The following is a 24,903-nucleotide window of genomic DNA, read 5'->3' as shown; positions in this document are numbered from 1 at the left end:
AATCGGGGGCAAGCCCCCTCCCACATTTGCTATCTAGTGCCTGCTGGTTACGCGACCCGCAAGACAATCTTGCCGATATGATCCCCACCTTCCATCCGCGCATGGGCCTGGGCCGCGTCGGTGTATTCGTACACCTTGTCGATGATCGGCAAGCAGCGCCCGGCTTCCAGTACCGGCCAAATGTATTCACGCAACTGTTCGGCGATCGCGGCTTTTTCATCCTTGCTGCGCGCGCGCAACAGCGAACCGGTAATCACCGCGCGTTTGCCGAGGATGGTCAGCAGGTCGACGTCGTTGGCCTTGGCGCCGCCGAGGAAACCCAGCATTACTAAGTGGCCGTCCATGGCCAGGGCCTTGAGATTGTTGTTGAGATACGAGGCTCCCATGATGTCTAGGATCACATCCACACCCTGGCCGTCAGTCTGTTGGGCAATGACGTCGGCGAAGTCCTGCTCGCGGTAATTGATCGGCGTGGCGCCCAGCTTCGCAATGGCCGCGCATTTGTCGGCGCTGCCGGCGGTGGCGAAAGCCTGGATGCCGAATTCGCGGCACAGCATCAACGCGGTCGTACCGATGCCGCTGGTGCCGCCGTGGATCAGCACGCGTTGGCCGGTGTGCGCATCGCCGAGGCCGAACAGGTTGGCCCACACAGTGAAGAAGGTTTCCGGTACGGCGGCGGCTTGAATCCAGTCCATGCCCTCGGGGATCGGCAAAGCCTGGCCAGCGGGCACCGCGCAAAACTGCGCATAACCGCCGCCATTGGTCAGGGCACACACCTTGTCGCCCAGGCTGAACGCGGTCACGCCGTCGCCCAGCGCCACCACTTCACCGGCCACTTCCAAACCCGGAATCGGGCTCATGCCGGGCTTCATCGGGTATTTGCCCGCACGTTGCAGGGCGTCGGGGCGATTCACCCCGGCGGCGTGCACGCGGATCAGGATCTCGCCGGGACCGGCCACGGGCACTTGCGCCTGGCGCGGTTGGAGCACCTCTGGGCCACCGGGCGTGGTGATTTCGATCAGGGTCATGTCGTTAGGGAGCATCATTTGAAGTTACCTGCAGCGATGAGCGTATGGGGTGGGACCGCGTCGGGCGGCCGGCGGTTCAGCAAAAGCATGACCAGTTCCAGTGCAAGGGCGACCACTATCGCCCCGGCCGCGATCATGAACAACAGCGCATGCTGGCCGCCGCTCGCATTGAACAGGGCTGAGTAAGCAAAGCCCGCGACCGCCTGAAAGGTGGCAAAGGACACCGTGGCACGGCTCCAGGCGACCTGCTGTTGGTGATGATTGGGGATCAGTTCGTGCACCCGCGCCAGCGCCAGCGGCACGATGCCCGGCGGGAAGGAGCCGAGGATGACCGCCAGTACCGCCAGGGCCGTAAACGAGCCGGCGAACGGCAACATACCAACGGCAATCGCCTGCACCAGCAACACCACGCGGATGCTCAAGCGTGCGCCGAGCTTGTCTGCCAGGAACCCATAAGTGACGGGCCCCACAATCGAGCCCAGGCCGTACATCACCCAGATCATCGCGCCGATATGCGCCCCGGCACCCAGGCCGCGGGCCACGTAATCCACCAGAAACACCATCGCCGGCACCAGGCCCGCCGCCATAAAGGCGTATTGGGCAAACAGCAGGTACACGCCAGCAGGGGTCGGCAACGTGCTGCCCGCCGGTTGCGGTGCTTCATGCTGCGTGCCGTTGGGCCAGGCGAACCAACTGGCGGCCGTCAGCACCACCGCCAACAGACCGAGACCGAACCAGGTCTGCTGCAAACCCAGGCTCAGCAGCGGTGGGACCAGTGTGCCCGAACCGGCAATCCCCAAACCGATGCCCAGGAAGATCGCGCCACTGGCCAGGCCTCGGCGTGCGGCCGGTACATGGGGCAACACGGTCGCGGCCACCAGCACCATGATCGCGCCACCGGCAATGCCCGACAGCAGGCGCCAGCCGAAGAACCACGTCACCGACAACGGAAAACCACAGGCAAAAAACGCCAGGGTCACCGCCACCATCATCAGACGCAGGGCGCTTCTGTTGGAGCTGCGTTGGGCCAGGGGGCGGCCTATCAGCGCGCCGATCAGGTAACCCACCAGGTTGGCGGCGCCGAGGTACACCACGTCATTGGCGCTGAACCAGTGGGCCTGGATCAGCGATGGAATCAACGGCGTGTAGGCAAACCGCGCCAGGCCGATGCTGACCAGGCTGGCGCACAGGCCGGCGAAGATGGGCAGCCAGACGGTGCTGCGTGCTTGAGTGTCTTGCATGGTGGCGGTCCTGAGTATTTTTCTCTGGCGCCCAGCATATCGAGGAACGTCGGTGCAATAATGCAGCGATTACACGGCACAGTGATGCAGATATGCAGCATAAGGAGTACGCATGAATTGGGATGACGCACGGGTATTCCTGGCGGTATGCCGCGAGTCCACACTGCGCGGCGCTGCACGGGTGCTGGGGGTGGACCAGGCCACCGTCGGGCGGCGGGTCAACGCCCTGGAAAAGTCCTTGAGCGCGACGCTGTTCTTGCGCACCTCCGAGGGCTACGCCTTGACCGCCGTGGGCGAAGCCGCGTTGCACTCGGTGGAAAAAATGGAGCGTTCGGCCCTGGACCTGGAGCGGCAGATCCAAGGCCTGGATGACCGCCTGACCGGTACCGTACGGGTCAGCACCACCGATTCCCTGGCCATCGACTTTATGATCCCTGCGATTGCGCGCCTCCACGCCCAGCACCCGGATGTGCGCGTGCAGTTGGACGCATCGACCCAGTTCCTGAGCCTGGCCAAACGTGAAACCGACATTGCCGTGCGCAACACCCGTCCCGACAGCCCCGACCTGATAGCCCGTCGCATCGCTCGATGGCCGCTGGGGTTGTTTGCTTCCCAGGCTTACGTCGATCGCCACGGGATTCCCGAGCCCGGCAGCCTGTTTGAAGGCCACGATCTGGTGGTCTACCAACCCTATCTGCAAACCCACAAAGACCTGACCCTGGTGTCCGAACCCTTGGGCCGTGGGCGCATTGTCGCGGCGTTGAGTTCCAGCCTGCTGGTGCGCCGCTCCATTGCCGCCGGGCTCGGTATCGGCGAGATCCCGGTGTACACCGGCGAGCGTGACGGCCTGGTTCGCCTTTGGCCCGAGCGCACGCGGCCGGTGCCTTATGACGTGTGGCTGGTGACCCACGCCGACCTGCGCCACACCGCGCGGGTGCGGGTAGTCATCGATGAAATCGTCGCGGGGTTTGCGGGAACGGGGGAGTAAAGGTCAGCACAGGCTTGCAATCTTGGGGGGCGCTCTGTGGACACAATCGATGTGTCAACCAACAGGGAACACCTATGAACGAATCAAGACATCAGGATCTGGGGCTGTTGTTTCTGCGGGCGAGCGGGGCGTTGTTCCTGCTGTGGGTACACGGCTTGCCCAAATTGCTCAATTACAGCGAACAACTGAAGCTGATCGAAGACCCGTTTCACCTCGGCGCACACGTCACGCTGCTGCTGGCGATTTTTGCCGAAGTGCTGTGCCCGTTGCTGATCCTTGTCGGCGTGCTGGTGCGCCTGGCATGCCTGCCCATCCTGGCGGTGCTGTTGATCGCCATGGTGGTCGTGCATCCAGAGTGGACATTGTTTGAAGGGCAGTTTGGGTGGTTGTTGCTGATCCTCTTTACCAGCTTGCTGATCGCCGGGCCGGGGCGTTTTGTGCTCGGTAAGCGTTTTGCCTGAATAAAAAAAGCCGGGCAAGCCCGGCTAAATAAGGAGAGCGGTTTCAGCGCTTCAGGAACGCCAGCAAGTCTTCGTTCAACGCCTGGGCGTGGGTCACGGCAAACCCGTGGGGCGCATCTTTGTAGACCTTCAATTCGGCGCCCTTGATCATCTCGGCGGCCACTTTACCGGTGGTTTCGAACGGCACGATCTGGTCGCCATCGCCATGGATCACCAGGGTCGACACGTCGATCTTGGCCATGTCCGGGCGGAAGTCGGTTTCGGAGAAGGCCGTGACGCAATCCACGGTCGACTTGAGGGACGCCAGCATCGCGATTTGCAGGGTCTGGGTCAGCGTACCTTCGGAAACGGTCTGGCCCTTGTTGATGCCGAAGAACGGCGTGTTGAAATCAGCGATGAACTGCGCACGGTCTTTCAGCAAACCGGCCTTGATACCGTCGAACACATCGGTCGGCACGCCCTGTGGGTAATCGGGCTTCTGGCCGAAGATCGGCGTCACTGCACCCAGCAGCACCAGGCCGGCAACCCGGGCACTGCCGTGGCGTGCGATGTAGCGCGCAACATCGCCACCGCCCATGGAGAAGCCCACCAGGGTCACCTCCTTGAGGTCCAAGTGTTCGATCAACTGCGCGATGTCATCGGCGAAGGTGTCGTAGTCGTTGCCGGTCCACGGCTGGTCCGAACGGCCAAAGCCACGGCGGTCGAACGCGATGGTGCGGTAACCACGGCTGCTCAGGTATTCCATCTGGTATTCCCACATGTCGGCATCCAGCGGCCAGCCGTGGCTGAACAGCACGGGCTTACCGCTGCCCCAGTCCTTGAAGTAGATCTGGGTACCGTCTTTGGCAACGAATGTGCTCATGGAAAACTCCTGATTGAGGGGGCGAGAAGACTCTAGCTCACTATTGCCGTAAACCTGACGAAGGGCTTGTATGGGTGTGCTTGGTTGAACGGTTCAGCGTCTATGCTGGTCCACTGACCTCTACCGTCAGATCACACAGGTGAACGAAATGGCCAAGACTTACAGCTACGCCGCCCAGAACGCCAAGGATGTCCTCAAGCCCTTTACCTTCGAGCGCCGCGCGCCAGGGGCTGACGATGTACAGATCGACATCCTGTATTGCGGCGTGTGCCACTCCGACCTGCACACCGTGCGCAACGAGTGGAACAACACCCTTTACCCGTCGGTCCCCGGCCATGAAATCGTCGGCCGTGTGACGGCAGTCGGCGCCAATGTCAGCAAATTCAAGGTCGGCGATCTCGCCGGTGTCGGCTGCATGGTCGACAGTTGCCAGCACTGCGCCTCGTGCGCCGAGGGCGAAGAGCAATACTGCGAGAGCGGTTTTACCGGCACCTACAACGGCCCGGTGTTCGGCGGTGAAAATACCTTTGGCGGCTACTCGGACAGCATCGTGGTCAAGGAGAAGTTCGTGCTGCGCATCTCCCACGACGATTCCAACCTGGCCGCCGTGGCGCCGTTGTTGTGTGCGGGCATCACCACGTATTCACCGCTGCATCACTGGAAGGTCGGGCCCGGTAAGAAGGTCGGTGTGGTCGGCCTCGGCGGCCTCGGCCACATGGCGGTGAAGATCGCCCACGCCATGGGCGCAGAGGTCACGCTGTTCACCACCTCACCCAACAAACGCGAAGACGGCCTGCGCCTGGGCGCCGACCACGTGGTGGTGTCGAAGAACCCAGACGAAATGGCCAAGGTCGCCAACAGCCTGGACTTCATCCTCAACACCGTCGCCGCGCCGCATAACCTCGATGCGTTCCTTAACCTGCTCAAGCGCGACGGCACCATGACCCTGGTCGGCGCCCCCGACAGCCCGCACCCGTCGCCGACCGTGTTCAACCTGATTTTCAAGCGCCGCAGCCTGGCTGGTTCGCTGATCGGTGGGATCCAGGAGACCCAGGACATGCTCGACTTCTGCGCCAAGCACGGGATTGTCTCGGACGTGGAGATGATCGACATCCAAGGCATCAACGAAGCGTATGAGCGGATGCTCAAGGGCGATGTGAAGTATCGGTTCGTGATCGATATGGAGAGTTTGAAGAAGGAAAGCCACGCGGCCTGAAAACTCGACCTCCAAGCCACCGTAGAACCCCTGTGGGAGGGGGCTTGCCCCCGATAACGGTAGTACAGTCACAGCATCATTGACTGACCCACCGCCATCGGTGGCAAGCCACCTCCCACATTTGTTATGTGTGCACGTCAGACCGAGAGATGCTCGTAAAGAATCGTCGCACCCACCAGCATCAACACCACGCCGCCGACCATCTCGGCACGCTTGCCCACCACGGTGCCCAGCACCCGCCCGAGCATCATGCCGATGGTCACCATGGTCATGGTCGCCAGGCCAATCGCGGCGGAGGCCACCAGGATATTCACGTCGACGAACGCCAGGCCAACACCCACTGCCATCGCATCGATGCTGGTGGCAAACGCCGTGACGGCGAGGATCATGAACGAGTGCTGGGTCGGTTTCTCGGCTTCTTCGTCATCGGCCTTGAGCCCGTTCCAGATCATGTGCAGGCCCAAACCGACCAGCAGGGTGAAGGCGATCCAGTGGTCCCAGCTTTCCACCCAACGGGTGGCCACGTGGCCGATCGCCCAGCCGATCATCGGGGTGATGGCTTCGATCACACCAAAAATCACACCGGCACGCAGGGCTTCGGTCAAACGCGGTTTGTGCAGGCTGGAGCCTTTGCCGATGGCCGCCGCGAAGGCGTCCGTGGACATGGCCAGGGCGAGAAGAATCAGGGAAATGGGGTTCACGGTGAGGCTTCCAGTCGGGCTATAGGACACAACGACACAACCACGCGCCCGACTTTAGGCATGGATGTGTCGCTGGTCTCACCAACCGAAAAACGGTGTTCGCACCACGGCAGGTTGCCGAATATGTTGATACGAACGCTTCCAACGGGGTCAGAAGCCGGTTACTCCCCAACGAGGTGGCCGATCATAGGGGGGCAAAGATGAAAATTTCGTCAAAAGGCTCACGGCCGTTGCGGCTTGACCGACGTACCAAACGTATTGCCCATGCGCACGCTGGTTGCCGCCGGGGTGGATAAGCCCACGGCGTTCGGCGGCCGCTGCTCGATAGAAAGATGCTGTGCCTCACGGTTTTTCTTCGCCGCTTTGGTTGCATTCGTGTCATTGCCCATTTGTTGGCCCAGGCAGCCGTAATCCGGCGCCTTGTACCCATCCACCGTGACCTCGGTGCAACCGCTTGGCGCATTGTCGGCGTGGGCGAGTAAGGGCAGGGCGGCGCACAGCAACAGGCTGGCGAGGGTCGGGAGCAGCTTCATCATGGCCTCCTGGCAGGCCCGAAGGAGTGGGCCGGTATGGCTTGAGAGTCTAGTGCAGCGGGCTTCTCGTCACCGTGATGTTTTTTTTGCTATCACCGTAACATCAGGTTCATAAACGGGCCTCAGGATGACGGTTTTCTAGGGCGCGTCGGCCGTGCAGCGATGCTACGCAGGGGGTGAACAGGGAGCCTGGAGGCGCGCCGTATGCGCCCTGGTCTTGCTGTTGCTGCTGGCTGGCGGCGGGGTTGCGCGAGCGCAGTCGCCGCTGTTGCTGCTGAACCTGCCCGCGCAAGACCTTGAACACGCCCTGCAGGCCTATAGCCGCGCGACGGGGATAGCGGTGCTCGTGGACCGCGAGTTGACGCAGGGCCGACGCTCCCTCGCCGTGCGCGGTCGCTTCACGGCGCAGGAGGCTCTGGCGATGTTGCTGACAGGGAGCGGCCTGATGGCACGTTATGCACGCAGCGATGCGTTTACCTTGCAGTTGCCCGAGGTCAGCCAACCGCCCCCGGCGCATGGTGCGGCGGCCCGCAGTGCTGCACGGATCAATAACAGCTACGCCACGGCCTTGCAGCAGGCCATCGAGACCAGCCTGTGCCGTTCGCCCCTGACTCGGCCCGGCAGTTTTCGTGCGCTGGTGCAGGTGTGGGTCAACCGCGACGGCATGATCGAACACAGCCGGCTGGTCAGCTCCACCGGCGATGAACAACGCGATGAAGCACTGGTCCGCAGCTTGGGCGCTGCACGGGTGGAACGCCCGGCGCCGAGTTCACTGCGTCAACCGGTGACTTTGCTCTTGATGCCCGACACCACAGGAACACGCATGGAATGCACAGCCGTAAAAGGAGCCTCGGGCGGATGAAAAATACCGGGCACAGCACGATGGTCAGCTTGTTCCTGGCCTCTTACGAAGATTTCAAGGTGCGTTTGCGCAAGCGTCTGGGCTCCGAGGACCTGGCCAATGACGTGTTGCACGAAACCTACCTGCGAGTCGACCGCATGGAGATGCCGCCGAACCTGGCGCAACCCAATGCCTACCTGTACCGCATGGCCCTGAACATCGCTGCCGACCGCCGCGAGGCCGACGCCCGTTTGCTGACCGGCAGCGAGGTGGAAGAACTGCTGCAAAGCGCCGACGAAGCCCAGGACCCGTCGCGGGTGGTGGGCGGTCAACGTGAAATCCAGTCCCTGGTCAAAGCCCTGTATGAACTGCCCTCGCGCCGACGCAAGATCCTGATCGCCGCCCGCCTGGAAGAGGCGCCGCACCTGGAAATCTCCCAGCGCTTCGGCATTTCCACGCGCATGGTCGAGAAGGAAATCAAGGCCGCACTGGGTCATTGCGCCAAACGACTGGAAAGAAAAGTGATCCAGCGGTTCGGTCCCGGCGCCGGAAAACCGTCTTAGTGTTGAGTCCCTGATAAAACCGTGAGTATGTGCGCGCTTGAACATTTTTAGCCTCTCCATCGCCCGGCAATCCGCCGCCAGCCCCTTGCACGATGAAGCCCGCGACTGGCTGCTCCTGCTGACCTCGGGCCGCGCCACCGTGGCCGATGCCAAGGCCCTCAAAGCCTGGTGCGCCCAGAGCGCGGAGCATGCCCAGGCGTTTGAGCAGGCGAAGGGGTTGTGGCAGCAATTGGCACCGGCGCTTGAGCAACCGTCTGCGCCGCGTCAGTTCGGGCGTCGCGCATTTCTGGGGGCCGCGATTGCCGCGTCGGCGGCGGTGGTGATGGTGCGCGTCGGCGTGCCGGGCGGGTTTTCCGGGCTGACGGCGGACTATCGCACTGAGGTCGGCGAGCAGCGCCAAGTGCTGTTGAGTGACGGCGTGAGCCTGGAACTCAATACCCAGACGCGCATCAGCCGGGTGGGTCAGGGGATTGAATTGCTCGAAGGCGAGGTCGAGGTCGTCGCCCATATTGCGCAGCCGCTCAAGGTCCAGGCCGGGGAGGGCTGGGTCAGTGCGGCGCAGGCGCGGTTCAATGTGCGTCATACCGATCACAGGGTGTGTGTCACCTGTATCGAAGGGTCGCTGTCGGTGGACGTTGGCGGCAACAGCGTGAGTTTGGGCCGTGGTCGGCAAATGAGCTACGGCGCTGCCGGGGTCAGTGACGTGATCACCGTGGATACGCAGTCGGTGGTGGCCTGGCGTGAGCAGGTGCTGGTGTTTGACAACGCGACGTTGGCGACGGTGGTGGATGAGATCAACCGCTATCGGCCGGGGATGTTGGTGTTGCTTAACAAGGAACTGGGGCAGCGGCGGGTGCAGGCGCGGTTTAGTTTGCAGCAGTTGGCGGGCGTGGCGTTGTTGATACGGGATGCTTATGGGGCTAAGTGTACGGAGTTGCCTGGGGGGGTTGTTTTGTTGAGTTGAGGTGTGTCGGCGTACATATCCGTTAGGGTGTACGTATCCGTTAGGGTGTACATATCCGTTATTTAGGTAACGACGGCTTGTGGTTCCGCTCTTACAGCGGGTCACTTTTGTAAAGGCCGGAATGCCGGCCCAGACAAAAGTAACCAAAAGGCCTTCGCCCCACCACTCGGTGCCTCGCCTAAGCTCGGCATGCCCGTAATACGACATTGATTTGGGGGGCCGCCGCCACGCGCCATCCATGGCGCAGGGCGGCTAAACCGGCATCCCTGCCGGTTTACCCCCCAAATCAACGTCGAATTCCGGCCATCGTGGTTGACGGGGCGATTTCAGATCAAAAGCAAGAGCGCGGCGGCCTTAGAGCCGACCGGGTTCTCAGGTCGACCTCATTTCAAATGTGGGAGGGGGCTTGCTCCCGATGAGGGTGTGTCAGTTGATGCAGTTGTGACTGACCCACTGCCATCGGGAGCAAGCCCCCTCCCACAGTTTGATCTCCATAGATCAGACAGATAGGTCCTAGCCTGCTGTCCTGCTTTTGCTCTGCTTTTGCTCTGCTTTTGCTCTGCTTTTGCTCTGCTTTTGCTCTGCTTTTGCTCTGCTTTTGCTCTGCTTTTGATGTGCTTTTGATGTGCTTTTGATCTGGCTCTTACATCCTTTTCGCTGACGAAGTCAGCGGTCTTTTGATCTGCGCTTTTGATCTTGATCTCAGGCGCCCCGTCAAACACGCTGGCCGAACGCAGGCTTGAATCCGTGGGTAACCCGGCAGGACGCCGGGTTAGCCGCGCTGGGCCATGGATGGCCCATCGCGGCGGCCCACGGATTCAAGCCGGAGTGCGGGCACACCGAGCCTAGGCGAGGTGCCGAGTGTTGGGGCAAGAGCCCTTTGCTTACTTTGGGGCTTTTCCAAAGTGAGCCGCCGTAAGGGCGGAACCCTAAGCGGCCATCACCCAAATAACGGATATGCCCCCAATCACTCCCCCACCCGCAAAGGCCCCAAAACCTGCCGATACCGCTCAACCCCCTGAGCGGTCTGCCTGACCAGCCTAACCTCCAACCCCAAAGGATCCCCCCGCCGATTCCCACTCAACTGCCGCCAGCCCTTATCCGTCTCCCACACCCGCACCTGCAGATCGCTCACCCCCGTCAACACCACCACGCCATCCTTGGCCGCCGGCAACGGAAACCGATCCCGCGCAGGCGCCGCCGCGCGATACAGGTTGTCGCCCTTGAGCCACCAGCGCACCCGTTGCAGCCCATCCCCAGCGACCGGTGCACGACGAATCACGTCCAACTCAAACCCCTTGCTGTCAGAGCTGCGCACCGTCACCGCGGCCAGTCCATCGGCGTCGTCTGTCGGTGCGGTCAGTTCGACGCTGGCCCTGAGGCTGATGTCCCGCTGCAGCTGGTTCAGCACTCGCAACAACGCCTCAGTCTGTTCCGTGCTCGCCTGCAGGTGATGATCCGCGCGGGTCACGCTGTCGAGGCCGCGCCAGGCGATCAGGCTGACCACCGCCATCAACATGATCGCCACCATCACTTCGATCAGGGTGAAGCCCTTCTGCGCTGAACTCATGGCTGGCTCACCACGCGCATCAAACCGGCGGCATCGCGTTGCAGGCTGAGGCTGTGTTGCCCGTCGGACAGCACCACACGCACGGGTGGGTTGATCCACTCGGCATCGAGCACCAGGGTTTGCCGGGGTTCGATGTTGATTTGCATCGGCGTGCTCTCCCATAAGCGTGGGCGCAATTGGGCATCGCCCTGGAACGCCTCCATGCCCATCCCGTCATCACGGCGACGGTTGAAGCGAAACCCCTTGGCATCGGCGCGCCAGGTAATCGGGCGGCCGTCGGCGCGGGCTTCGGCCTGGGCCACTTGCAGCAATTGGCTCAGGCGTTCGGCGTCTTTGCGCAGCAGGTGCAGCGGGTCAGGCTTGATGCTCAGGCTGATGGCCGCGCTGGCGATGCCGATGATTACCAGCACCACCATTAGCTCGATCAGAGTGAAGCCGTGCTGTTTCATCGTGGGGCACCTGCTGAACTGGCGAGGTTGTGAAATAAAAACGTGCGAATTGGCCTGTACGCTGGAGACACGGACAAACAGGAGGTCCCACTCATGGCTTTTTCCCTGCGATTTTCACCCGCCCAGGGCGTGCAGATCGGTGCGTTGCTGGCGGCATTGGCTGGCGGGGTGGTGTGGACGCCGCTGCTACTCACGTCCGCCGAATCCCACACGCCCCAGGCCACCCCGCAGGCTCTGGCGGCGCGCAGCGATAACCCGGCGCTGCAATGGTTTGCCAATGCGCCGACGGCGTTGCAGGTCAAGGTCACTGGCGTACTCGCTGGCGCGCGCGGTGCGGTGGCGATCCTCAGCCTCAACGACGGCCCGCCGCGCAGTTTTCTTTTGGGTGAACGCCTCAGCCCTGGCGTGCGGCTGACGGCTATCGAAGGCGATGGCGTGGAGATTGAGCGCGGTGGCGAGAAGCTGCGCGTCAACCTCGATAAGTTGCCGGATGCCCCTGCGTTGCCGCGCCTCACTCGGCCATGACCTGGGTGGCGAGCCGCGCCAGGGGCGGCGCCTCACGGCTGGCGTCGAGCACCAACACGCTAATTTGAAAGAGCGGGCCATCGGCGCTGACGGTCTGTTCGCACCGCAGCTTCAAGCGGCCCTGGTCGCACTCGAAGGTCTTCTTGCCGCTGCGCAGGCCGCCCTCCAGGCGCACCTCCGCCAGGCGACTTTGGGCCGCCAGCAACGCCATCGACTTATCCCGCAGCAGCCCGTTGCTCTGGGTCATCAATCCGGCCACACGCACAGCGGCGGCCATGGCCACGGCAATGATCGCCAGCGCCACCAGCACTTCAATCAGGGTAAATCCTTGCTCGTTGCGATGGCCGTACATGGCGCTCTCAAAGCCCGTAAACAGGCCCGCAGACTAGCGCCGCGAGTTGACCGATTGGCGACCGAACCTCCCGAGGATTTTCAATACGACTGACATATGTTCTTGCAACACTGCGCCACGAAATGCACCCAACCCAAGGAATGTCGAGATGGATATCGCGCGCCTAACGTCCCCATTGCCAGGCCCTCGCGGCCAGCGTGGCTTTACCTTGATCGAGATCATGGTGGTGGTGGTCATCCTCGGGATTCTGGCGGCGATGGTGGTGCCCAAGGTGCTCGACCGGCCGGACCAGGCGCGGGCCACGGCGGCCAGGCAGGACATCGGCGGCTTGATGCAGGCGCTGAAACTCTACCGCCTCGACCACGGCACTTACCCGAACATGACCCAGGGCCTGAAAGTGCTGGTGGAACGCCCGGCGGATGCCAAGACCAACACCTGGCGCGCCTACCTTGACCGATTGCCGAATGACCCGTGGGGCCACCCGTATCACTACCTCAACCCGGGCGCCAATGGTGAAGTCGATGTGTTCTCCCTCGGCGCCGATGGCCAGCCGGATGGCGATGGCGTGAATGCCGATATTGGCTCCTGGCAGTTGTAAGGCGCGCCATGAAACAGTATTCGCCCCCAGCGGCGAAGCAGCGCGGCATGGCGATTATCAGCGCGTTGCTGATCGCCGCCGTGGTCGCGGTGATCGCCGGCGCCATGCTCACGCGCCAGACCGTGTTTACCCGCAGCCTGGAAGCCGAGCAGATGCGCACGCAGGGCCAGTGGCTGTTGCAGGGAGGGCTTGAGCGCAGCCGACAGATGCTGTGGGAGGCGCGCCAGAAAGACGTGCTGACCCGCCTTGACCAACCTTGGGCCCGCGCTCAGGGCGGCACATTCGAAGGTCGGGTTGAAGACGAGCAGGGCAAGTTCAACCTGCGCAACCTGGTCAATCGCCAGCGGGTGGATGCCGAGCAACTGCAGAGTTTTGAACGCCTGTGCCGCCTGATCGGCGTTGACCCGGCGGTGAGCCGGCGTATCAGCCAGCGGGTCATCGCGTCCTATGCGCAACTCGATACGCCCGCCAAGTACCCGATGCTGCGCAGCCTGGATGACTTGAGCGGTGTGGAAGGCCTCGACGCCGCGGTGTTGCAGCGCATGCAGACCTATATCAGCGTGCTGCCCGACATGACTTGGGTCAACGGCAACACCGCCCGCGCCGAAGTGCTCAGCGCCGTGGTGCCCCAACTGAGTCTGTCCCAGGCCCAGGCGCTGGTGGCTGAGCGTGACGGCGGGCATTGGTTTATCAACCGGGGGGATTTCGTCAATCGCCTGCACTTGCCCCAGGTGGCGGTGGACTCAGTGCAGGTCGGCATCACCAGCGAGTGGTTTCGCCTGCAAGGCCAGGCGCGGCAGGAGCAACGTCGGGTGACCCTCGACGCGCTGCTGCACCGTCCGGAAAACCGCCGGCCCCAGGTGATCTGGTCGCGGGTGGGCGTATGAAACGCTTGCGCATTGCCTTGCCGCCGCTGGCTGAATTGAGTGTGGACAGCCGGGTGAAATGGGCCTGGTGGGAGCGTGGCACGGTGGCCTCTGAAGGCCATGAGAGCCTGGCGCAATTGGGCAAGGGCCGCCACGCGGTGGACTGCTTTCTGCACCCCTGCGACAGCCTGCTGACAAGCCTCGAATTGCCGCCACTGCCTGCCGCCAAAACCCATGCCGCCGTGGCCTGCGCGGCCCAGGCGTTGATCCTCGGCCCAGTGGAACAGATGCAAGTGGCTCACGGCCCGCGCGAAAGCGATGGCCGCGTGCAGGTTGGTTGGGTGCCGAAGGCTGGGCTGGAGCGACTCAGCCAGGTCCTGGCGCAGGCGCCACTCAAACTGCGCGGCCTGTATCCCGCGCCCTATGCCTTGCCGGTAGGGGCTGCGGCGTTGGATGAAGGCTATTTGTTGACGCGCGACAGCCTGCAACAAGCAGCGGTGCACCCGCTGGGTTTGCAGGCGCTCGATGTGCCGCTGGTGGACGCGGCGCAGCGTTGGGCCGGTGCCGTGCCGAGCTGGGGCCTGCACGCGCGTCTCAGCCAAGCGTCCAGCGGTGGCTGGGGCAGGGCGCTGGGCTGTGTCGCGTTGGCTGCCGTCGTGTGGACGGTCGGCCTCAACCTGTACGCCGCCCGCCAGGCGGATGAAGGCCAGCGGCTCAAGGCGTTGATGAGCCAGCAGGTACGCCAGGCGTTTCCTGAATTGCCGGTGGTGCTCAACCCGTTGCAGCAGGCCCGTCAGCAACTGACTGCACGCCAGACTGGCGCCGCCGCCGACCCCGGCCAGCGCTTTCCCAGCCTGCTGCAACTGGTGGGCAGCCATCTGCCGTTTATGGTGGGCAGCGTCGACACCCTGACCTTCGAGCAGGGGCGATTGCACCTGGAACTGCTGGCTGACAGCCGCAGCCCGGCGGCCGAGGGCGAGTGGCAAGCCGCGTTGGCCCAGGCAGGTTTTGCCGCCACACGGGACGACCGTGGGTGGAGCATTGCGCCCGCCCAGATCGCGGAAAAACCTGGAGCCGGCGATGAATAAATGGCACCGCGTACGCAGCCAGACCCATGTGTTCTGGAACGGCCTGGCCCTGCGTGAAAAACGCATGCTGGTGGGGGCCGGTCTGGTGCTGGCGAGCCTGTTGACCTGGCTGATTCTGGTCCAGCCCGCGCTTAAAAAGATCGACTATTGGCAAGCCGAAACCCCCAAGCTGCGCGCCCAGGCTGCCGCGTTGCAGGTGCTGTTGCAGGACGTCACAGCACCTCGGCCCGCCGACGAAGCTGCGCTGCGCCAGGCCTTGGACAGCGCCGGTCTGCGCGAGCATTACCAGTTGCAGGCGCTGGATGCTGGCGGTTGGCGCCTGACCTTCGACAACGCCCCGGCGGACGCTGTGGTGGGCTGGTTGTTGGGCAATCCCCGAACCTTTTCTCTGGAAGTGTCCGAGGCACGTTTGCAGCGTGCCCCGGACACCGTCGACACTTCGGCCGGCACTGTGTCCGGGACCGTTCGCATGGATCAGGCGCTTGGCGCTAAGGAAGCTTCATGAAGTGGTCAGTCCCCCCTTTTCGTATGGCCGCGCCACTGCTGTTGCTGGCGCTCAGTGCGTGCAGCACCCAGCAGGCCACCAAGCCGTTGTTGGTGGACAGCGAACTCGGCCAGCCGTTGGCCGAGACCCGCCGCGGCGGCGATACCGTGCTGGATCGCCAGCGCGAACTTGTCCCCAAACCTGCCATACAGCACCGGGTGACCAACAGCGCCCGAGGCCAGGCCCCGACGACCGTCAAGGCACGTAATCCGCTGGGCGACCAACCGGTGCAGCTCAACTTTGTCGACGCCGATATTCAGGCCGTGGTGCGCGCACTGTCCCGTGCTACCGGTCAGCAGTTCCTGGTGGACCCACGTGTCAAAGGCAACCTGACCCTGGTCAGCGAAGGCCAGGTCCCCGCGCATCAGGCCTACGACATGCTGTTGGCGGCGCTGCGCATGCAGGGGTTCAGCGTGGTTGATGTCGGCGGCGTGGCCCAGGTGGTGCCGGAGGCCGATGCCAAGTTGCTCGGCGGGCCGATCTACAGCGCCGGCAGCAGCGGCATGCAGACCCGTACCTTTCGGCTGCAATACGAAAACGCGGTGAACCTGATCCCGGTGCTGCGCCCCATCGTGTCGCCAAACAACCCGATCAACGCCTATCCCGGTAACAACAGCATCGTCATCACCGACTACGCGGAAAACCTCGCGCGGGTCGCGCAGATCATCAGTGGCATCGACACACCCAGCGCCATCGACACTGACGTGGTGCAGATCCAGAACGGCATTGCTGTCGATATCGCGGCCATGGTCGCCGAGCTCCTGGAAACCCAAGGGGCCGACCAGACCCAGAAGATCAATGTGATTGGCGATCCGCGTTCCAACTCCATCATCATTCGCTCCGGCAGCCCCGAGCGCACGGAGCTGGCGCGCAACTTGATCTACAAGCTCGACAACGCCCAAAGCAACCCCAGCAACATGCACGTGGTGTACCTGCGCAACGCCCAGGCGGGCAAGCTGGCCCAGTCGCTGCGCGGGTTGCTGACCGGCGAGAGTGACGCCGGGGTCAGCGACGAGGCGCGCAGCAAACTCAGCGCCATGGGCGGCAATGGCCAGAACACCACCCCAGCCAGCAATGCGCAGAACAGCAGTGGTACGCCCACCGGCAGTGGGGTGCAATCGAGCTATGGCCAGGATTCACCCTCCACCGCCAGCCCGTCCAAGGATCAGGACACTGCGTTCAGCGCCGGCGGCGTAACCATCCAGGCCGACGCCACCACCAACACCTTGCTGATCTCCGCGCCGGACCCGCTGTACCGCAACCTGCGGGAAGTGATCGACATGCTCGATCAACGCCGCGCCCAAGTGGTGATCGAAAGCCTGATCGTCGAAGTTGGCGAGGACGACGCCACGGAATTCGGCGTGCAATGGCAGGCCGGCAACCTAGCGGGCAAAGGCGGGTTTGGCGGTGTCAACCTCGGCGGCAGCGGTGTGAATGGCACGCCCACCAGTCCCACCAGCATTGATGTGTTGCCCAAGGGCCTGAACATCGGTCTGGTCAACGGCACCGTGGATATTCCAGGGATCGGCAAGGTGCTCGACCTCAAGGTGCTGGCCCGCGCCTTGAAGAGCAAGGGCGGCACCAACGTGCTGTCCACGCCCAACCTGCTGACCCTGGATAACGAAGCGGCGAGCATTTTTGTGGGGCAGACGATTCCGTTTGTCACCGGCAGTTATGTGACCGGCGGCGGGGGCACCAGCAATAACCCGTTCCAGACCGTGCAGCGCGAAGAAGTGGGGCTCAAGCTGAACGTGCGCCCGCAGATCTCCGAGGGTGGCACAGTGAAGCTGGATATCTATCAGGAAGTCAGCAGTGTGGATTCCCGGGCGTCGGTGGCGGCGGGGACGGTGACCAACAAACGTGCGATTGATACCAGCATTCTGCTGGATGACGGGCAGATCATGGTGCTGGGTGGGTTGCTGCAGGATGGCTATAGCCAGAGCAACGACGCGGTGCCGTGGCTATCGGACATTCCGGGGTTGGGGGCGTTGTTTCGCAATGAGAAGCGCAGTGTGAGCAAGACCAACTTGATGGTGTTTTTGCGGCCTTACATCATTCGCGACAGTGGGGCGGGGCGCAGTATTACCTTGAACCGCTATGAGTTTATGCGCCGGGCGCAGGGTGGGTTGCAGCCGGAACACAGTTGGGCGATGCCGGATGTGCAGGCGCCGCAGTTGCCTTCGGTGGAGAAGGCGATTCCGGGCGGGCAGCAGCCGGGGCCGAGGGCGGTGATTCGGGCTGTACCGGTAGGTGCACGGCCATGAATCCAAATGAAGATCTGAATGTGGGAGGGGGCTTGCTCCCAATGAGGGTGTGTCAGCCACAGATGTACACACTGACCCACCGCTATCGGGGGCAAGCCCCCTCCCACATTTGGACCATGCTCGGTCAGGAAGATACCTTGTGAGCCTTCTCCCTTACGCCTGGGCCAAATCCCAACGCATCCTCCTGCGCCCCGGCGAGGACGGCATGTTGCTGACCGTCTGCCCCTCAACTCCCGGCTGGTCGATCAGCGAAGTGCAGCGCCAGTTCGGCCAGTCGCGGATTGAGCAGGTGGAGAAGGCGATTCCGGGCGGGCAGCAGCCGGGGCCGAGGGCGGTGATTCGGGCTGTACCGGTAGGTGCACGGCCATGAATCCAAATGAAGATCTGAATGTGGGAGGGGGCTTGCCCCCGATGAGGGTGTGTCAGCCACAGATGTACACACTGACCCACCGCTATCGGGGGCAAGCCCCCTCCCACATTTGGACCGTGCTCGGTCAGGAGGATACCTTGTGAGCCTTCTCCCTTACGCCTGGGCCAAATCCCAACGCATCCTCCTGCGCCCCGGCGAGGACGGCATGTTGCTGACCGTCTGCCCCTCAACCCCCGGCTGGTCGATCAGCGAAGTGCAACGGCAGTTCGGCCAGTCGCGGATTGAGCAGGTGAAGAAGGCGATTCCGAGGGGGGCAGCAGCCGGGGCCGAGGGCGGTGATTCGGGCTGTACCGGTAGGTGCACGGCCATGAATCCAAATGAAGATTTGAATGTGGGAGGGGGCTTGCTCCCGATGAGGGTGTGTCAGCCACAGATGTACACACTGACCCACCGCTATCGGGGGCAAGCCCCCTCCCACATTTGGACCGTGCTCGGTCAGGAGGATACCTTGTGAGCCTTCTCCCTTACGCCTGGGCCAAATCCCAACGCATCCTCCTGCGCCCCGGCGAGGACGGCATGTTGCTGACCGTCTGCCCCTCAACTCCCGGCTGGTCGATCAGCGAAGTGCAGCGCCAGTTCGGCCAGTCGCGGATTGAGCAGGTGAAGAAGGCGATTCCGGGGGGGGCAGCAGCCGGGGCCGAGGGCGGTGATTCGGGCTGTACCGGTAGGTGCACGGCCATGAATCCAAAGGAAGATTTGAATGTGGGAGGGGGCTTGCCCCCGATGAGGGTGTTTCAGCCACAGATGTACACACTGACCCACCGCTATCGGGGGCAAGCCCCCTCCCACATTTGGACCGTGCTCGGTCAGGAAGATACCTTGTGAGCCTTCTCCCTTACGCCTGGGCCAAATCCCAACGCATCCTCCTGCGCCCCGGCGAGGACGGCATGTTGCTGACCGTCTGCCCCTCAACCCCCGGCTGGTCGATCAGCGAAGTGCAGCGCCAGTTCGGCCAGTCGCGGATTGAGCAGGTGGAGAAGGCGATTCCGGGCGGGCAGCAGACGGGGCCGAGGGCGGTGATTCGGGCTGTACCGGTAGGTGCACGGCCATGAATCCAAATGAAGATTTGAATGTGGGAGGGGGCTTGCTCCCGATGAGGGTGTGTCAGCCACAGATGTACACACTGACCCACCGCTATCGGGGGCAAGCCCCCTCCCACATTTGGACCGTGCTCGGTCAGGAGGATACCTTGTGAGCCTTCTCCCTTACGCCTGGGCCAAATCCCAACGCATCCTCCTGCGCCCCGGCGAGGACGGCATGTTGCTGACCGTCTGCCCCTCAACTCCCGGCTGGTCGATCAGCGAAGTGCAGCGCCAGTTCGGCCAGTCGCGGATTGAGCAGGTGAAGAAGGCGATTCCGGGGGGGGCAGCAGCCGGGGCCGAGGGCGGTGATTCGGGCTGTACCGGTAGGTGCACGGCCATGAATCCAAAGGAAGATTTGAATGTGGGAGGGGGCTTGCCCCCGATGAGGGTGTTTCAGCCACAGATGTACACACTGACCCACCGCTATCGGGGGCAAGCCCCCTCCCACATTTGGACCGTGCTCGGTCAGGAAGATACCTTGTGAGCCTTCTCCCTTACGCCTGGGCCAAATCCCAACGCATCCTCCTGCGCCCCGGCGAGGACGGCATGTTGCTGACCGTCTGCCCCTCAACCCCCGGCTGGTCGATCAGCGAAGTGCAGCGCCAGTTCGGCCAGTCGCGGATTGAGCAGGTTAAGGCGATTCCGGGCGGGCAGCAGCCGGGGCCGAGGGCGGTGATTCGGGCTGTACCTGTAGGTGCACGGCCATGAATCCAAATGAAGATTTGAATGTGGGAGGGGGCTTGCTCCCGATGAGGGTGTTTCAGCCACAGATGTACACACTGACCCAACGCTATCGGGGGCAAGCCCCCTCCCACATTTGGACCGTGCTCGGTCAGGAGGATACCTTGTGAGCCTTCTCCCTTACGCCTGGGCCAAATCCCAACGCATCCTCCTGCGCCCCGGCGAGGACGGCATGTTGCTGACCGTCTGCCCCTCAACTCCCGGCTGGTCGATCAGCGAAGTGCAGCGCCAGTTCGGCCAGTCGCGGATTGAGCAGGTGAAGAAGGCGATTCCGGGGGGGGCAGCAGCCGGGGCCGAGGGCGGTGATTCGGGCTGTACCGGTAGGTGCACGGCCATGAATCCAAATGAAGATCTGAATGTGGGAGGGGGCTTGCCCCCGATGAGGGTGTGTCAGCCACAGATGTACACACTGACCCACCGCTATCGGGGGCAAGCCCCCTCCCACATTTGGACCGTGCTCGGTCAGGAAGATACCTTGTGAGCCTTCTCCCTTACGCCTGGGCCAAATCCCAACGCATCCTCCTGCGCCCCGGCGAGGACGGCATGTTGCTGACCGTCTGCCCCTCAACCCCCGGCTGGTCGATCAGCGAAGTGCAGCGCCAGTTCGGCCAGTCGCGGATTGAGCAGATACGCGATGACGAACTCGACGGTCTCCTGGCCAGTGCCTACGCCGACACCGGCAGCGCCGCCGCCGTGGTGGGCGCGGCGGAAAACGAGGTCGACCTCGACCGCCTGATGCAGGACATGCCCGAGATCACTGACCTGCTCGACACCCAGGACGGTGCGCCGGTGATCCGCATGATCAACGCCTTGCTCACCCAGGCAGCGCGGGACGAAGCCAGTGATATTCATATCGAGCCCTACGAAACCCATTCCGTGGTGCGCTACCGCGTCGACGGCACGCTGCGCGATGTGGTGTCGCCACGCAAGGCGCTGCATGGCGCGTTGGTGTCGCGGATCAAGATCATGGCCCAGCTCGACATCGCCGAAAAACGCCTGCCCCAGGACGGGCGCATTGCGTTGCGTGTGGCCGGGCGGCCGATTGATATTCGAGTGTCGACGGTGCCCACCGGGCATGGCGAGCGGGTGGTGATGCGTTTGCTCGACAAGCAGGCCGGGCGTTTGCAGTTGGAGACTCTGGGCATGGAGCCGCAGTTGCTGGCGCGCCTCGATACCTTGATCCGCCAGCCCCACGGCATTGTGCTGGTCACCGGGCCCACCGGCAGTGGCAAGACCACCAGCCTGTACGCGGCGTTGGCGCGGTTGGACGCGAGCACCAGCAATATCCTCACCGTGGAAGACCCGGTGGAATACGACTTGCCGGGCATCAGCCAGATCCAGGTCAACGCCAAGATCGACATGACCTTCGGCCTGGCGCTGCGGGCCATTCTGCGTCAGGACCCGGACATCATCATGATCGGTGAAATCCGCGACTTGGAGACCGCGCAGATCGCCGTGCAGGCCTCGCTCACCGGTCACTTGGTACTCGCCACGTTGCACACCAACGATGCGGTGTCGGCGGTGAACCGCTTGATCGACATGGGCGTCGAGCCGTTCCTGTTGGCGTCGTCATTGCTAGGTGTGTTGGCCCAGCGGTTGGTGCGCCGCCTGTGCCCCCATTGCAAGCAGGAAGATCCTGCCGCGCCGGGCACCTGGCGTCCGGTGGGGTGCTCGCACTGCAACCAGGTCGGTTACAGCGGGCGTACCGGTATCCATGAATTGTTCTGTGTCGACGACGATGTACGCAGCCTGATTCATCAGGGCGCCGGCGAGCAGGATTTGCGCCTGGCCGCGCGGCGGGCCGGGATGTTCAGCATGCGTGAAGACGGTGAGCGCTGGGTGCGCAGCGGCGCCACGGCCCCCGAAGAAATCCTGCGCGTGACACGGGACGCCTGATGAATCGCTATCGCTATGAAGCCGCGGATGCCAGCGGCAAAGTCGAGGTCGGGCATGTGGAGGCCGACAGCCAGAGCGCAGCGTTTGCCCACTTGCGCGGGCGGGGTTTGACGGCCTTGTTGGTGCAGATCGAAGGCGGCCAGCCAGCGGCGGCGGGCAGTAGCCTGTTCACGCCCAAGCTCTCGGACAACGACTTGGCCTGGGCCACGCGGCAACTGGCGAGCCTGCTCGGCGCCAGCCTGCCGTTGGAGGCGGCGCTGAGTGCCACGGTGGAGCAGGCCGAGAAAAAGCACATCGCCCAGACGTTGGCGGCCGTGCGTGGGGATGTGCGCGGCGGCATGCGCCTGGCGGATGCGTTGGCGGCGCGGCCACGGGACTTTCCGTCGATCTACCGTGCGTTGATTGCGGCGGGGGAGGAGTCCGGTGACTTGGCCCAGGTGATGGAGCGCCTGGCGGACTACATCGAGGAACGCAACAACCTGCGCGGCAAGATTCTCACCGCGTTTATCTACCCCGGTGTGGTGGGGCTGGTGTCCATCGGCATTGTGATTTTTTTGCTCAGTTACGTGGTGCCCCAGGTGGTCAGTGCGTTTTCCCAGGCGCGTCAGGACCTGCCTGGGCTGACGCTGGCGATGCTCAACGCCAGCGACTTTATCCGCGCGTGGGGCTGGCTGTGTTTCGCCGGGATTGTCGGCGGTTTCTGGAGTTGGCGTTTGTACCTGCGCAACCCGGTGGCGCGCTTGAATTGGCACAGTCGCGTGCTGCGCCTGCCGCTGATCGGGCGCTTTGTGCTGGGTCTGAACACGGCGCGGTTTGCCTCGACCCTGGCCATCCTCGGTGGTGCTGGCGTGCCGCTGTTGCGGGCGCTGGAGGCGGCTCGCCAGACCTTGTCCAACGAGCGCCTGAGCCAGTGCGTCAACGACGCCACTGCCAAGGTACGCGAAGGGGTCAACCTGGCGCCGGCGCTGGCGGTGGAGAAAGTCTTTCCGCCGGTATTGATCCACCTGATCGCCAGCGGCGAAAAAACCGGCTCGCTGCCGCCGATGCTCGAACGTGCAGCGCAGACGCTGTCGCGGGATATCGAACGCCGGGCCATGGGCATGACCGCGCTGCTGGAGCCGCTGATGATCGTGGTGATGGGGGCGGTGGTGCTGGTGATTGTGATGGCGGTGCTGTTGCCGATCATCGAGATCAACCAACTCGTTACCTGATCAAACGGCGTGAGCGGGCTTACTGTGGTGAGCGGGCTTGCCCCGCGCTGGGTGGTGAAGCCCCCCCAAAACCTGACACGGCACCCTCTCTGAGACACCTCGTTTTGTCGGGGGGCAGGTCCATTGCGTGGAAATCCAGTTCTATTGGGGGGCGAGCGTCCTCCACCACTCAACGCGTTTTTCAGTTGTTTTTTTGGTATCCCGATGTCCGGGTCCCAACCTCGGGATCCTCATTCCGTCATCTGCCAACGGTTCCTGCCGCCTCCACGGCAGGGCCTCTGAAACCTCGCTGTCACCTGGGCTGAAATCGCTCAGAATCATGACCAAAACACCCGAGAATCTTTTTAAAAATCAAGTGTTTCCTCCCGAGGTTTTTTCCTACATCTGTCATCGGAAACTGCGACTTTCTCTTCCATGGTTTTCACCCCCGGCCACCCCTTTATCACGGCTTGGGACCGAAGCCATGGCGTCATGCAAGAGCCATCTACCCCAAACGTACAAACACGACGAAAGGAGATTCTTCATGTTTAAGCGCAACGTTCTCGCGGTATCCATGACCCTCGCTGCACTGTGCTCGGCCCAGGCTGCAATGGCTGACATCAACGGCGGCGGCGCAACCTTGCCACAGCCGCTGTACCAAACCTCCGGCGTCCTCACCACTGGCTTCGCCGCCTACGTCGGCGTGGGCAGCGGCAACGGCAAGGCGGCTTTCCTGAACAACGATTACACCAAGTTCGTGGCGGGCGTGACTAACAAGAACGTGCACTGGGCAGGCAGCGATTCCAAGCTGACGGCTGCTGAGCTGCTGGCTTACCAAACCAACAAACAAGCGACTTGGGGCAAGTTGATCCAGGCGCCTTCGGTGGCCACTTCGGTCGCCATTCCATTCAACAAGGCTGGCGCCAACGCGGTTGATCTGAGCGTCAACCAACTGTGCGGCGTGTTTTCGGGCCGCTTGACCGACTGGAGCCAGATCACTGGTTCGGGTCGCACTGGCGCGATCAAAGTGATCTACCGCAGCGAGTCCAGCGGTACCACCGAACTGTTCACGCGCTTCCTCAACGCCAAGTGCGCTGAGACGCAACCGTTCGCCGTGACCACCACCTTTTCGTCCAGCTACGGTGCAGGCTTGCCTGCTGGCGCAGTGGCCGCTACCGGCAGCCAAGGCGTAATGACCGCGTTGAACGCTCAAGATGGCGCGATCACCTACATGAGCCCGGATTACGCGGCGACCACCTTGGCCGGTCTGGATGACGCCACCAAAGTGGCCAAGATTGGCGGTGTTTCGCCAGCGCCTGCCAACGTTTCCACCGCCATTGGCCAGATCCCTGCGCCAACCGAAGCCCGTGCCGATGGTTCGTTCATCGACGCCACTAACCCGGACAACTGGGTACCGGTATTCGCTGCCACCGCCAGCGGCCCGGCGACGTTCGCCTACCCATCCAGCGGCTACCCGATCCTGGGCTTCACTAACGTGATCTTCAGCCAGTGCTACGCCGACGCCACCCAGACCACCCAGGTCCGTGCGTTCTTCAACCGCCACTACGGCAACCTGATCAACAACGACACCGCCATCAACAACAACCGCTTCGTGCCGCTGCCAGCCAACTGGAAAAAAGCCGTGCGTGACACCTTTGCCACCGCTTCCAGCGCTCAAGGCATCGGTAACACCAGCGTCTGCAACGCCATCGGTCGTCCGCTGTAACCCAGGCTTTCAACGACCCGCAACCCCGATCAGCAACGGCCTGTGCCGTTGCTGATTTTTTTTGCGTTAGCAGCCCTTTATGAACTTTGCATGACAGAAGTTCAGTCCCGCCCCTCGCCAACCGCCTAACCCTCATACGTGAGCCTGTCTTGCTCCTGGCGATTACAAAGAAGGAAGATTCCCG

The 24,903-nt window shown here is 63.0% G+C and carries 23 protein-coding genes and 7 pseudogenes; 22 read left to right on the top strand and 8 right to left on the bottom strand.

Annotation, left to right across the window (positions count from 1 at the left end):
• Window positions 1-47: 47 nt before the first annotated feature.
• Both ACVWXD_RS13180 and ACVWXD_RS13175 read right to left on the bottom strand, forming a co-directional pair.
• Window positions 48-1,046 (bottom strand): NAD(P)H-quinone oxidoreductase, encoded by a 999-nt coding sequence (locus ACVWXD_RS13180; protein ID WP_122681475.1) that lies wholly within the window; start codon window positions 1,044-1,046, stop codon window positions 48-50.
• Entirely contained in the window at window positions 1,043-2,269 is a 1,227-nt protein-coding gene (locus ACVWXD_RS13175) for a YbfB/YjiJ family MFS transporter (protein WP_457371105.1), read from the bottom strand. Before ACVWXD_RS13175 ends, ACVWXD_RS13180 begins: the two co-directional genes overlap by 4 nt.
• Window positions 2,270-2,381: 112 nt before the next feature.
• On the opposite strand from ACVWXD_RS13175, the gene ACVWXD_RS13170 reads away from it, so the two are divergent.
• The gene (locus tag ACVWXD_RS13170) at window positions 2,382-3,257 is read left to right on the top strand and encodes a LysR family transcriptional regulator (RefSeq protein WP_032888423.1); all 876 of its coding nucleotides are present in this window, start codon (window positions 2,382-2,384) and stop codon (window positions 3,255-3,257) included.
• A 74-nt stretch (window positions 3,258-3,331) separates the two neighbouring features.
• Window positions 3,332-3,718, top strand: coding sequence for a DoxX family protein (locus ACVWXD_RS13165; RefSeq protein WP_457371104.1), 387 nt, complete (start codon window positions 3,332-3,334; stop codon window positions 3,716-3,718).
• Window positions 3,719-3,761: 43 nt separating this feature from the next.
• On the opposite strand, the gene ACVWXD_RS13160 is transcribed toward ACVWXD_RS13165, so the two are convergent.
• A complete protein-coding gene (locus ACVWXD_RS13160) occupies window positions 3,762-4,580 on the bottom strand; it encodes an alpha/beta fold hydrolase (protein ID WP_457371103.1) in 819 nt (272 codons plus the stop codon).
• A gap of 148 nt (window positions 4,581-4,728) precedes the next feature.
• Here ACVWXD_RS13160 and ACVWXD_RS13155 point away from each other — a divergent pair, with 148 nt between their 5' ends.
• Window positions 4,729-5,796 (top strand): NAD(P)-dependent alcohol dehydrogenase, encoded by a 1,068-nt coding sequence (locus tag ACVWXD_RS13155; protein WP_181644476.1) that lies wholly within the window; start codon window positions 4,729-4,731, stop codon window positions 5,794-5,796.
• A 137-nt stretch (window positions 5,797-5,933) separates the two neighbouring features.
• Here the strand turns inward: ACVWXD_RS13155 and mntP are convergent, their stop codons facing one another.
• Both mntP and ACVWXD_RS13145 read right to left on the bottom strand, forming a co-directional pair.
• Window positions 5,934-6,497, bottom strand: coding sequence for a manganese efflux pump MntP (mntP, locus tag ACVWXD_RS13150; protein WP_032888431.1), 564 nt, complete (start codon window positions 6,495-6,497; stop codon window positions 5,934-5,936).
• Window positions 6,498-6,718: 221 nt separating this feature from the next.
• Window positions 6,719-7,030, bottom strand: a complete 312-nt coding sequence (locus ACVWXD_RS13145; RefSeq protein WP_032888433.1) for a hypothetical protein — start codon at window positions 7,028-7,030, stop codon at window positions 6,719-6,721.
• A 217-nt stretch (window positions 7,031-7,247) separates the two neighbouring features.
• On the opposite strand from ACVWXD_RS13145, the gene ACVWXD_RS13140 reads away from it, so the two are divergent.
• The 3 genes from ACVWXD_RS13140 to ACVWXD_RS13130 are packed head-to-tail and all read left to right on the top strand — an operon-like array spanning window position 7,248 to window position 9,398.
• Entirely contained in the window at window positions 7,248-7,892 is a 645-nt protein-coding gene (locus ACVWXD_RS13140) for a secretin and TonB N-terminal domain-containing protein (protein WP_032888435.1), read from the top strand.
• Window positions 7,889-8,434: an RNA polymerase sigma factor gene (locus ACVWXD_RS13135; RefSeq protein ID WP_032888437.1), complete on the top strand. Its 546-nt coding sequence runs from the start codon at window positions 7,889-7,891 to the stop codon at window positions 8,432-8,434. The genes ACVWXD_RS13140 and ACVWXD_RS13135 overlap by 4 nt, the downstream gene beginning before the upstream one ends.
• Window positions 8,435-8,471: 37 nt before the next feature.
• Window positions 8,472-9,398, top strand: a complete 927-nt coding sequence (locus tag ACVWXD_RS13130) for a FecR family protein (RefSeq protein WP_122752921.1) — start codon at window positions 8,472-8,474, stop codon at window positions 9,396-9,398.
• Between the two features lie 967 nt (window positions 9,399-10,365).
• On the opposite strand, the gene ACVWXD_RS13125 is transcribed toward ACVWXD_RS13130, so the two are convergent.
• A complete protein-coding gene (locus ACVWXD_RS13125; protein ID WP_122752800.1) occupies window positions 10,366-10,968 on the bottom strand; it encodes a type II secretion system protein GspJ in 603 nt (200 codons plus the stop codon).
• A complete protein-coding gene (gene gspH / locus ACVWXD_RS13120; RefSeq protein WP_032885408.1) occupies window positions 10,965-11,417 on the bottom strand; it encodes a type II secretion system minor pseudopilin GspH in 453 nt (150 codons plus the stop codon). Before gspH ends, ACVWXD_RS13125 begins: the two co-directional genes overlap by 4 nt.
• 93 nt (window positions 11,418-11,510) lie before the next feature.
• On the opposite strand from gspH, the gene ACVWXD_RS13115 reads away from it, so the two are divergent.
• Window positions 11,511-11,942 carry a type II secretion system protein N gene (locus tag ACVWXD_RS13115; protein WP_032885407.1) on the top strand — a complete coding sequence of 144 codons (432 nt, stop codon included), beginning with the start codon at window positions 11,511-11,513 and terminating at the stop codon, window positions 11,940-11,942.
• Here ACVWXD_RS13115 and gspI read toward each other — a convergent pair.
• A complete protein-coding gene (gene gspI / locus ACVWXD_RS13110; RefSeq protein ID WP_032885406.1) occupies window positions 11,929-12,294 on the bottom strand; it encodes a type II secretion system minor pseudopilin GspI in 366 nt (121 codons plus the stop codon). The genes ACVWXD_RS13115 and gspI overlap by 14 nt on opposite strands.
• A 148-nt stretch (window positions 12,295-12,442) precedes the next feature.
• On the opposite strand from gspI, the gene gspG reads away from it, so the two are divergent.
• The 15 genes and pseudogenes from gspG to ACVWXD_RS13035 all read left to right on the top strand — a co-directional run bounded on the left by gspG (window position 12,443) and on the right by ACVWXD_RS13035 (window position 24,719).
• Window positions 12,443-12,892 (top strand): type II secretion system major pseudopilin GspG, encoded by a 450-nt coding sequence (gene gspG, locus ACVWXD_RS13105; protein WP_032885405.1) that lies wholly within the window; start codon window positions 12,443-12,445, stop codon window positions 12,890-12,892.
• Between the two features lie 8 nt (window positions 12,893-12,900).
• Window positions 12,901-13,779, top strand: a complete 879-nt coding sequence (gspK, locus tag ACVWXD_RS13100) for a type II secretion system minor pseudopilin GspK (protein ID WP_163034928.1) — start codon at window positions 12,901-12,903, stop codon at window positions 13,777-13,779.
• On the top strand, window positions 13,776-14,846 hold the full coding sequence (gene gspL / locus ACVWXD_RS13095; RefSeq protein WP_181644539.1) for a type II secretion system protein GspL: 1,071 nt from the start codon (window positions 13,776-13,778) through the stop codon (window positions 14,844-14,846). The genes gspK and gspL overlap by 4 nt, the downstream gene beginning before the upstream one ends.
• Window positions 14,839-15,351: a type II secretion system protein GspM gene (gene gspM, locus ACVWXD_RS13090; RefSeq protein ID WP_122681462.1), complete on the top strand. Its 513-nt coding sequence runs from the start codon at window positions 14,839-14,841 to the stop codon at window positions 15,349-15,351. Before gspL ends, gspM begins: the two co-directional genes overlap by 8 nt.
• Complete coding sequence (gene gspD / locus ACVWXD_RS13085; protein WP_122755896.1) at window positions 15,348-17,654, top strand: type II secretion system secretin GspD; 2,307 nt, start codon at window positions 15,348-15,350, stop codon at window positions 17,652-17,654. The genes gspM and gspD overlap by 4 nt, the downstream gene beginning before the upstream one ends.
• A 139-nt stretch (window positions 17,655-17,793) precedes the next feature.
• A pseudogene (locus tag ACVWXD_RS13080) lies at window positions 17,794-17,946 on the top strand (type II secretion system protein GspE); the annotation flags it as partial.
• A 217-nt stretch (window positions 17,947-18,163) separates the two neighbouring features.
• Window positions 18,164-18,308: pseudogene (locus tag ACVWXD_RS13075) on the top strand (type II secretion system protein GspE); the annotation flags it as partial.
• A 226-nt stretch (window positions 18,309-18,534) separates the two neighbouring features.
• Window positions 18,535-18,679, top strand: a pseudogene (locus ACVWXD_RS13070) (type II secretion system protein GspE); the annotation flags it as partial.
• Window positions 18,680-18,905: 226 nt separating this feature from the next.
• A pseudogene (locus ACVWXD_RS13065) lies at window positions 18,906-19,058 on the top strand (type II secretion system protein GspE); the annotation flags it as partial.
• A gap of 217 nt (window positions 19,059-19,275) precedes the next feature.
• Window positions 19,276-19,420 (top strand): annotated as a pseudogene (locus tag ACVWXD_RS13060) (type II secretion system protein GspE); the annotation flags it as partial.
• 226 nt (window positions 19,421-19,646) lie between these two features.
• Window positions 19,647-19,802 (top strand): annotated as a pseudogene (locus ACVWXD_RS13055) (type II secretion system protein GspE); the annotation flags it as partial.
• 211 nt (window positions 19,803-20,013) lie between these two features.
• Window positions 20,014-20,158 (top strand): annotated as a pseudogene (locus ACVWXD_RS13050) (type II secretion system protein GspE); the annotation flags it as partial.
• Window positions 20,159-20,384: 226 nt separating this feature from the next.
• Complete coding sequence (gene gspE, locus ACVWXD_RS13045; protein ID WP_032885400.1) at window positions 20,385-21,803, top strand: type II secretion system ATPase GspE; 1,419 nt, start codon at window positions 20,385-20,387, stop codon at window positions 21,801-21,803.
• Window positions 21,803-23,014 carry a type II secretion system inner membrane protein GspF gene (gene gspF / locus ACVWXD_RS13040; RefSeq protein WP_095185996.1) on the top strand — a complete coding sequence of 404 codons (1,212 nt, stop codon included), beginning with the start codon at window positions 21,803-21,805 and terminating at the stop codon, window positions 23,012-23,014. Before gspE ends, gspF begins: the two co-directional genes overlap by 1 nt.
• A gap of 523 nt (window positions 23,015-23,537) precedes the next feature.
• The gene (locus ACVWXD_RS13035; RefSeq protein ID WP_181644160.1) at window positions 23,538-24,719 is read left to right on the top strand and encodes a substrate-binding domain-containing protein; all 1,182 of its coding nucleotides are present in this window, start codon (window positions 23,538-23,540) and stop codon (window positions 24,717-24,719) included.
• The last annotated feature ends 184 nt before the right edge of the window (window positions 24,720-24,903 follow it).

The sequence above is a fragment of the Pseudomonas sp. TE3911 genome (assembly GCF_054062775.1).
The sequence above is the reverse complement of the archived record's forward strand: the minus strand, read 5'-3'. Positions and strand labels throughout refer to the sequence as shown.

Coding starts and splice junctions, on each gene's coding strand:
- gspM (WP_122681462.1), top strand. CDS start 14,839: ATGAATAAATGGCACCGCGTACGCAGCCAGACCCATGTGTTCTGGAAC.
- gspL (WP_181644539.1), top strand. CDS start 13,776: ATGAAACGCTTGCGCATTGCCTTGCCGCCGCTGGCTGAATTGAGTGTG.
- gspF (WP_095185996.1), top strand. CDS start 21,803: ATGAATCGCTATCGCTATGAAGCCGCGGATGCCAGCGGCAAAGTCGAG.
- ACVWXD_RS13155 (WP_181644476.1), top strand. CDS start 4,729: ATGGCCAAGACTTACAGCTACGCCGCCCAGAACGCCAAGGATGTCCTC.
- ACVWXD_RS13165 (WP_457371104.1), top strand. CDS start 3,332: ATGAACGAATCAAGACATCAGGATCTGGGGCTGTTGTTTCTGCGGGCG.
- ACVWXD_RS13175 (WP_457371105.1), bottom strand. CDS start 2,269: ATGCAAGACACTCAAGCACGCAGCACCGTCTGGCTGCCCATCTTCGCC.
- ACVWXD_RS13135 (WP_032888437.1), top strand. CDS start 7,889: ATGAAAAATACCGGGCACAGCACGATGGTCAGCTTGTTCCTGGCCTCT.
- ACVWXD_RS13145 (WP_032888433.1), bottom strand. CDS start 7,030: ATGAAGCTGCTCCCGACCCTCGCCAGCCTGTTGCTGTGCGCCGCCCTG.
- gspG (WP_032885405.1), top strand. CDS start 12,443: ATGGATATCGCGCGCCTAACGTCCCCATTGCCAGGCCCTCGCGGCCAG.
- ACVWXD_RS13170 (WP_032888423.1), top strand. CDS start 2,382: ATGAATTGGGATGACGCACGGGTATTCCTGGCGGTATGCCGCGAGTCC.
- gspK (WP_163034928.1), top strand. CDS start 12,901: ATGAAACAGTATTCGCCCCCAGCGGCGAAGCAGCGCGGCATGGCGATT.
- ACVWXD_RS13160 (WP_457371103.1), bottom strand. CDS start 4,580: ATGAGCACATTCGTTGCCAAAGACGGTACCCAGATCTACTTCAAGGAC.
- ACVWXD_RS13125 (WP_122752800.1), bottom strand. CDS start 10,968: ATGAGTTCAGCGCAGAAGGGCTTCACCCTGATCGAAGTGATGGTGGCG.
- ACVWXD_RS13035 (WP_181644160.1), top strand. CDS start 23,538: ATGTTTAAGCGCAACGTTCTCGCGGTATCCATGACCCTCGCTGCACTG.
- ACVWXD_RS13115 (WP_032885407.1), top strand. CDS start 11,511: ATGGCTTTTTCCCTGCGATTTTCACCCGCCCAGGGCGTGCAGATCGGT.
- gspH (WP_032885408.1), bottom strand. CDS start 11,417: ATGAAACAGCACGGCTTCACTCTGATCGAGCTAATGGTGGTGCTGGTA.
- ACVWXD_RS13180 (WP_122681475.1), bottom strand. CDS start 1,046: ATGATGCTCCCTAACGACATGACCCTGATCGAAATCACCACGCCCGGT.
- gspI (WP_032885406.1), bottom strand. CDS start 12,294: ATGTACGGCCATCGCAACGAGCAAGGATTTACCCTGATTGAAGTGCTG.
- gspD (WP_122755896.1), top strand. CDS start 15,348: ATGAAGTGGTCAGTCCCCCCTTTTCGTATGGCCGCGCCACTGCTGTTG.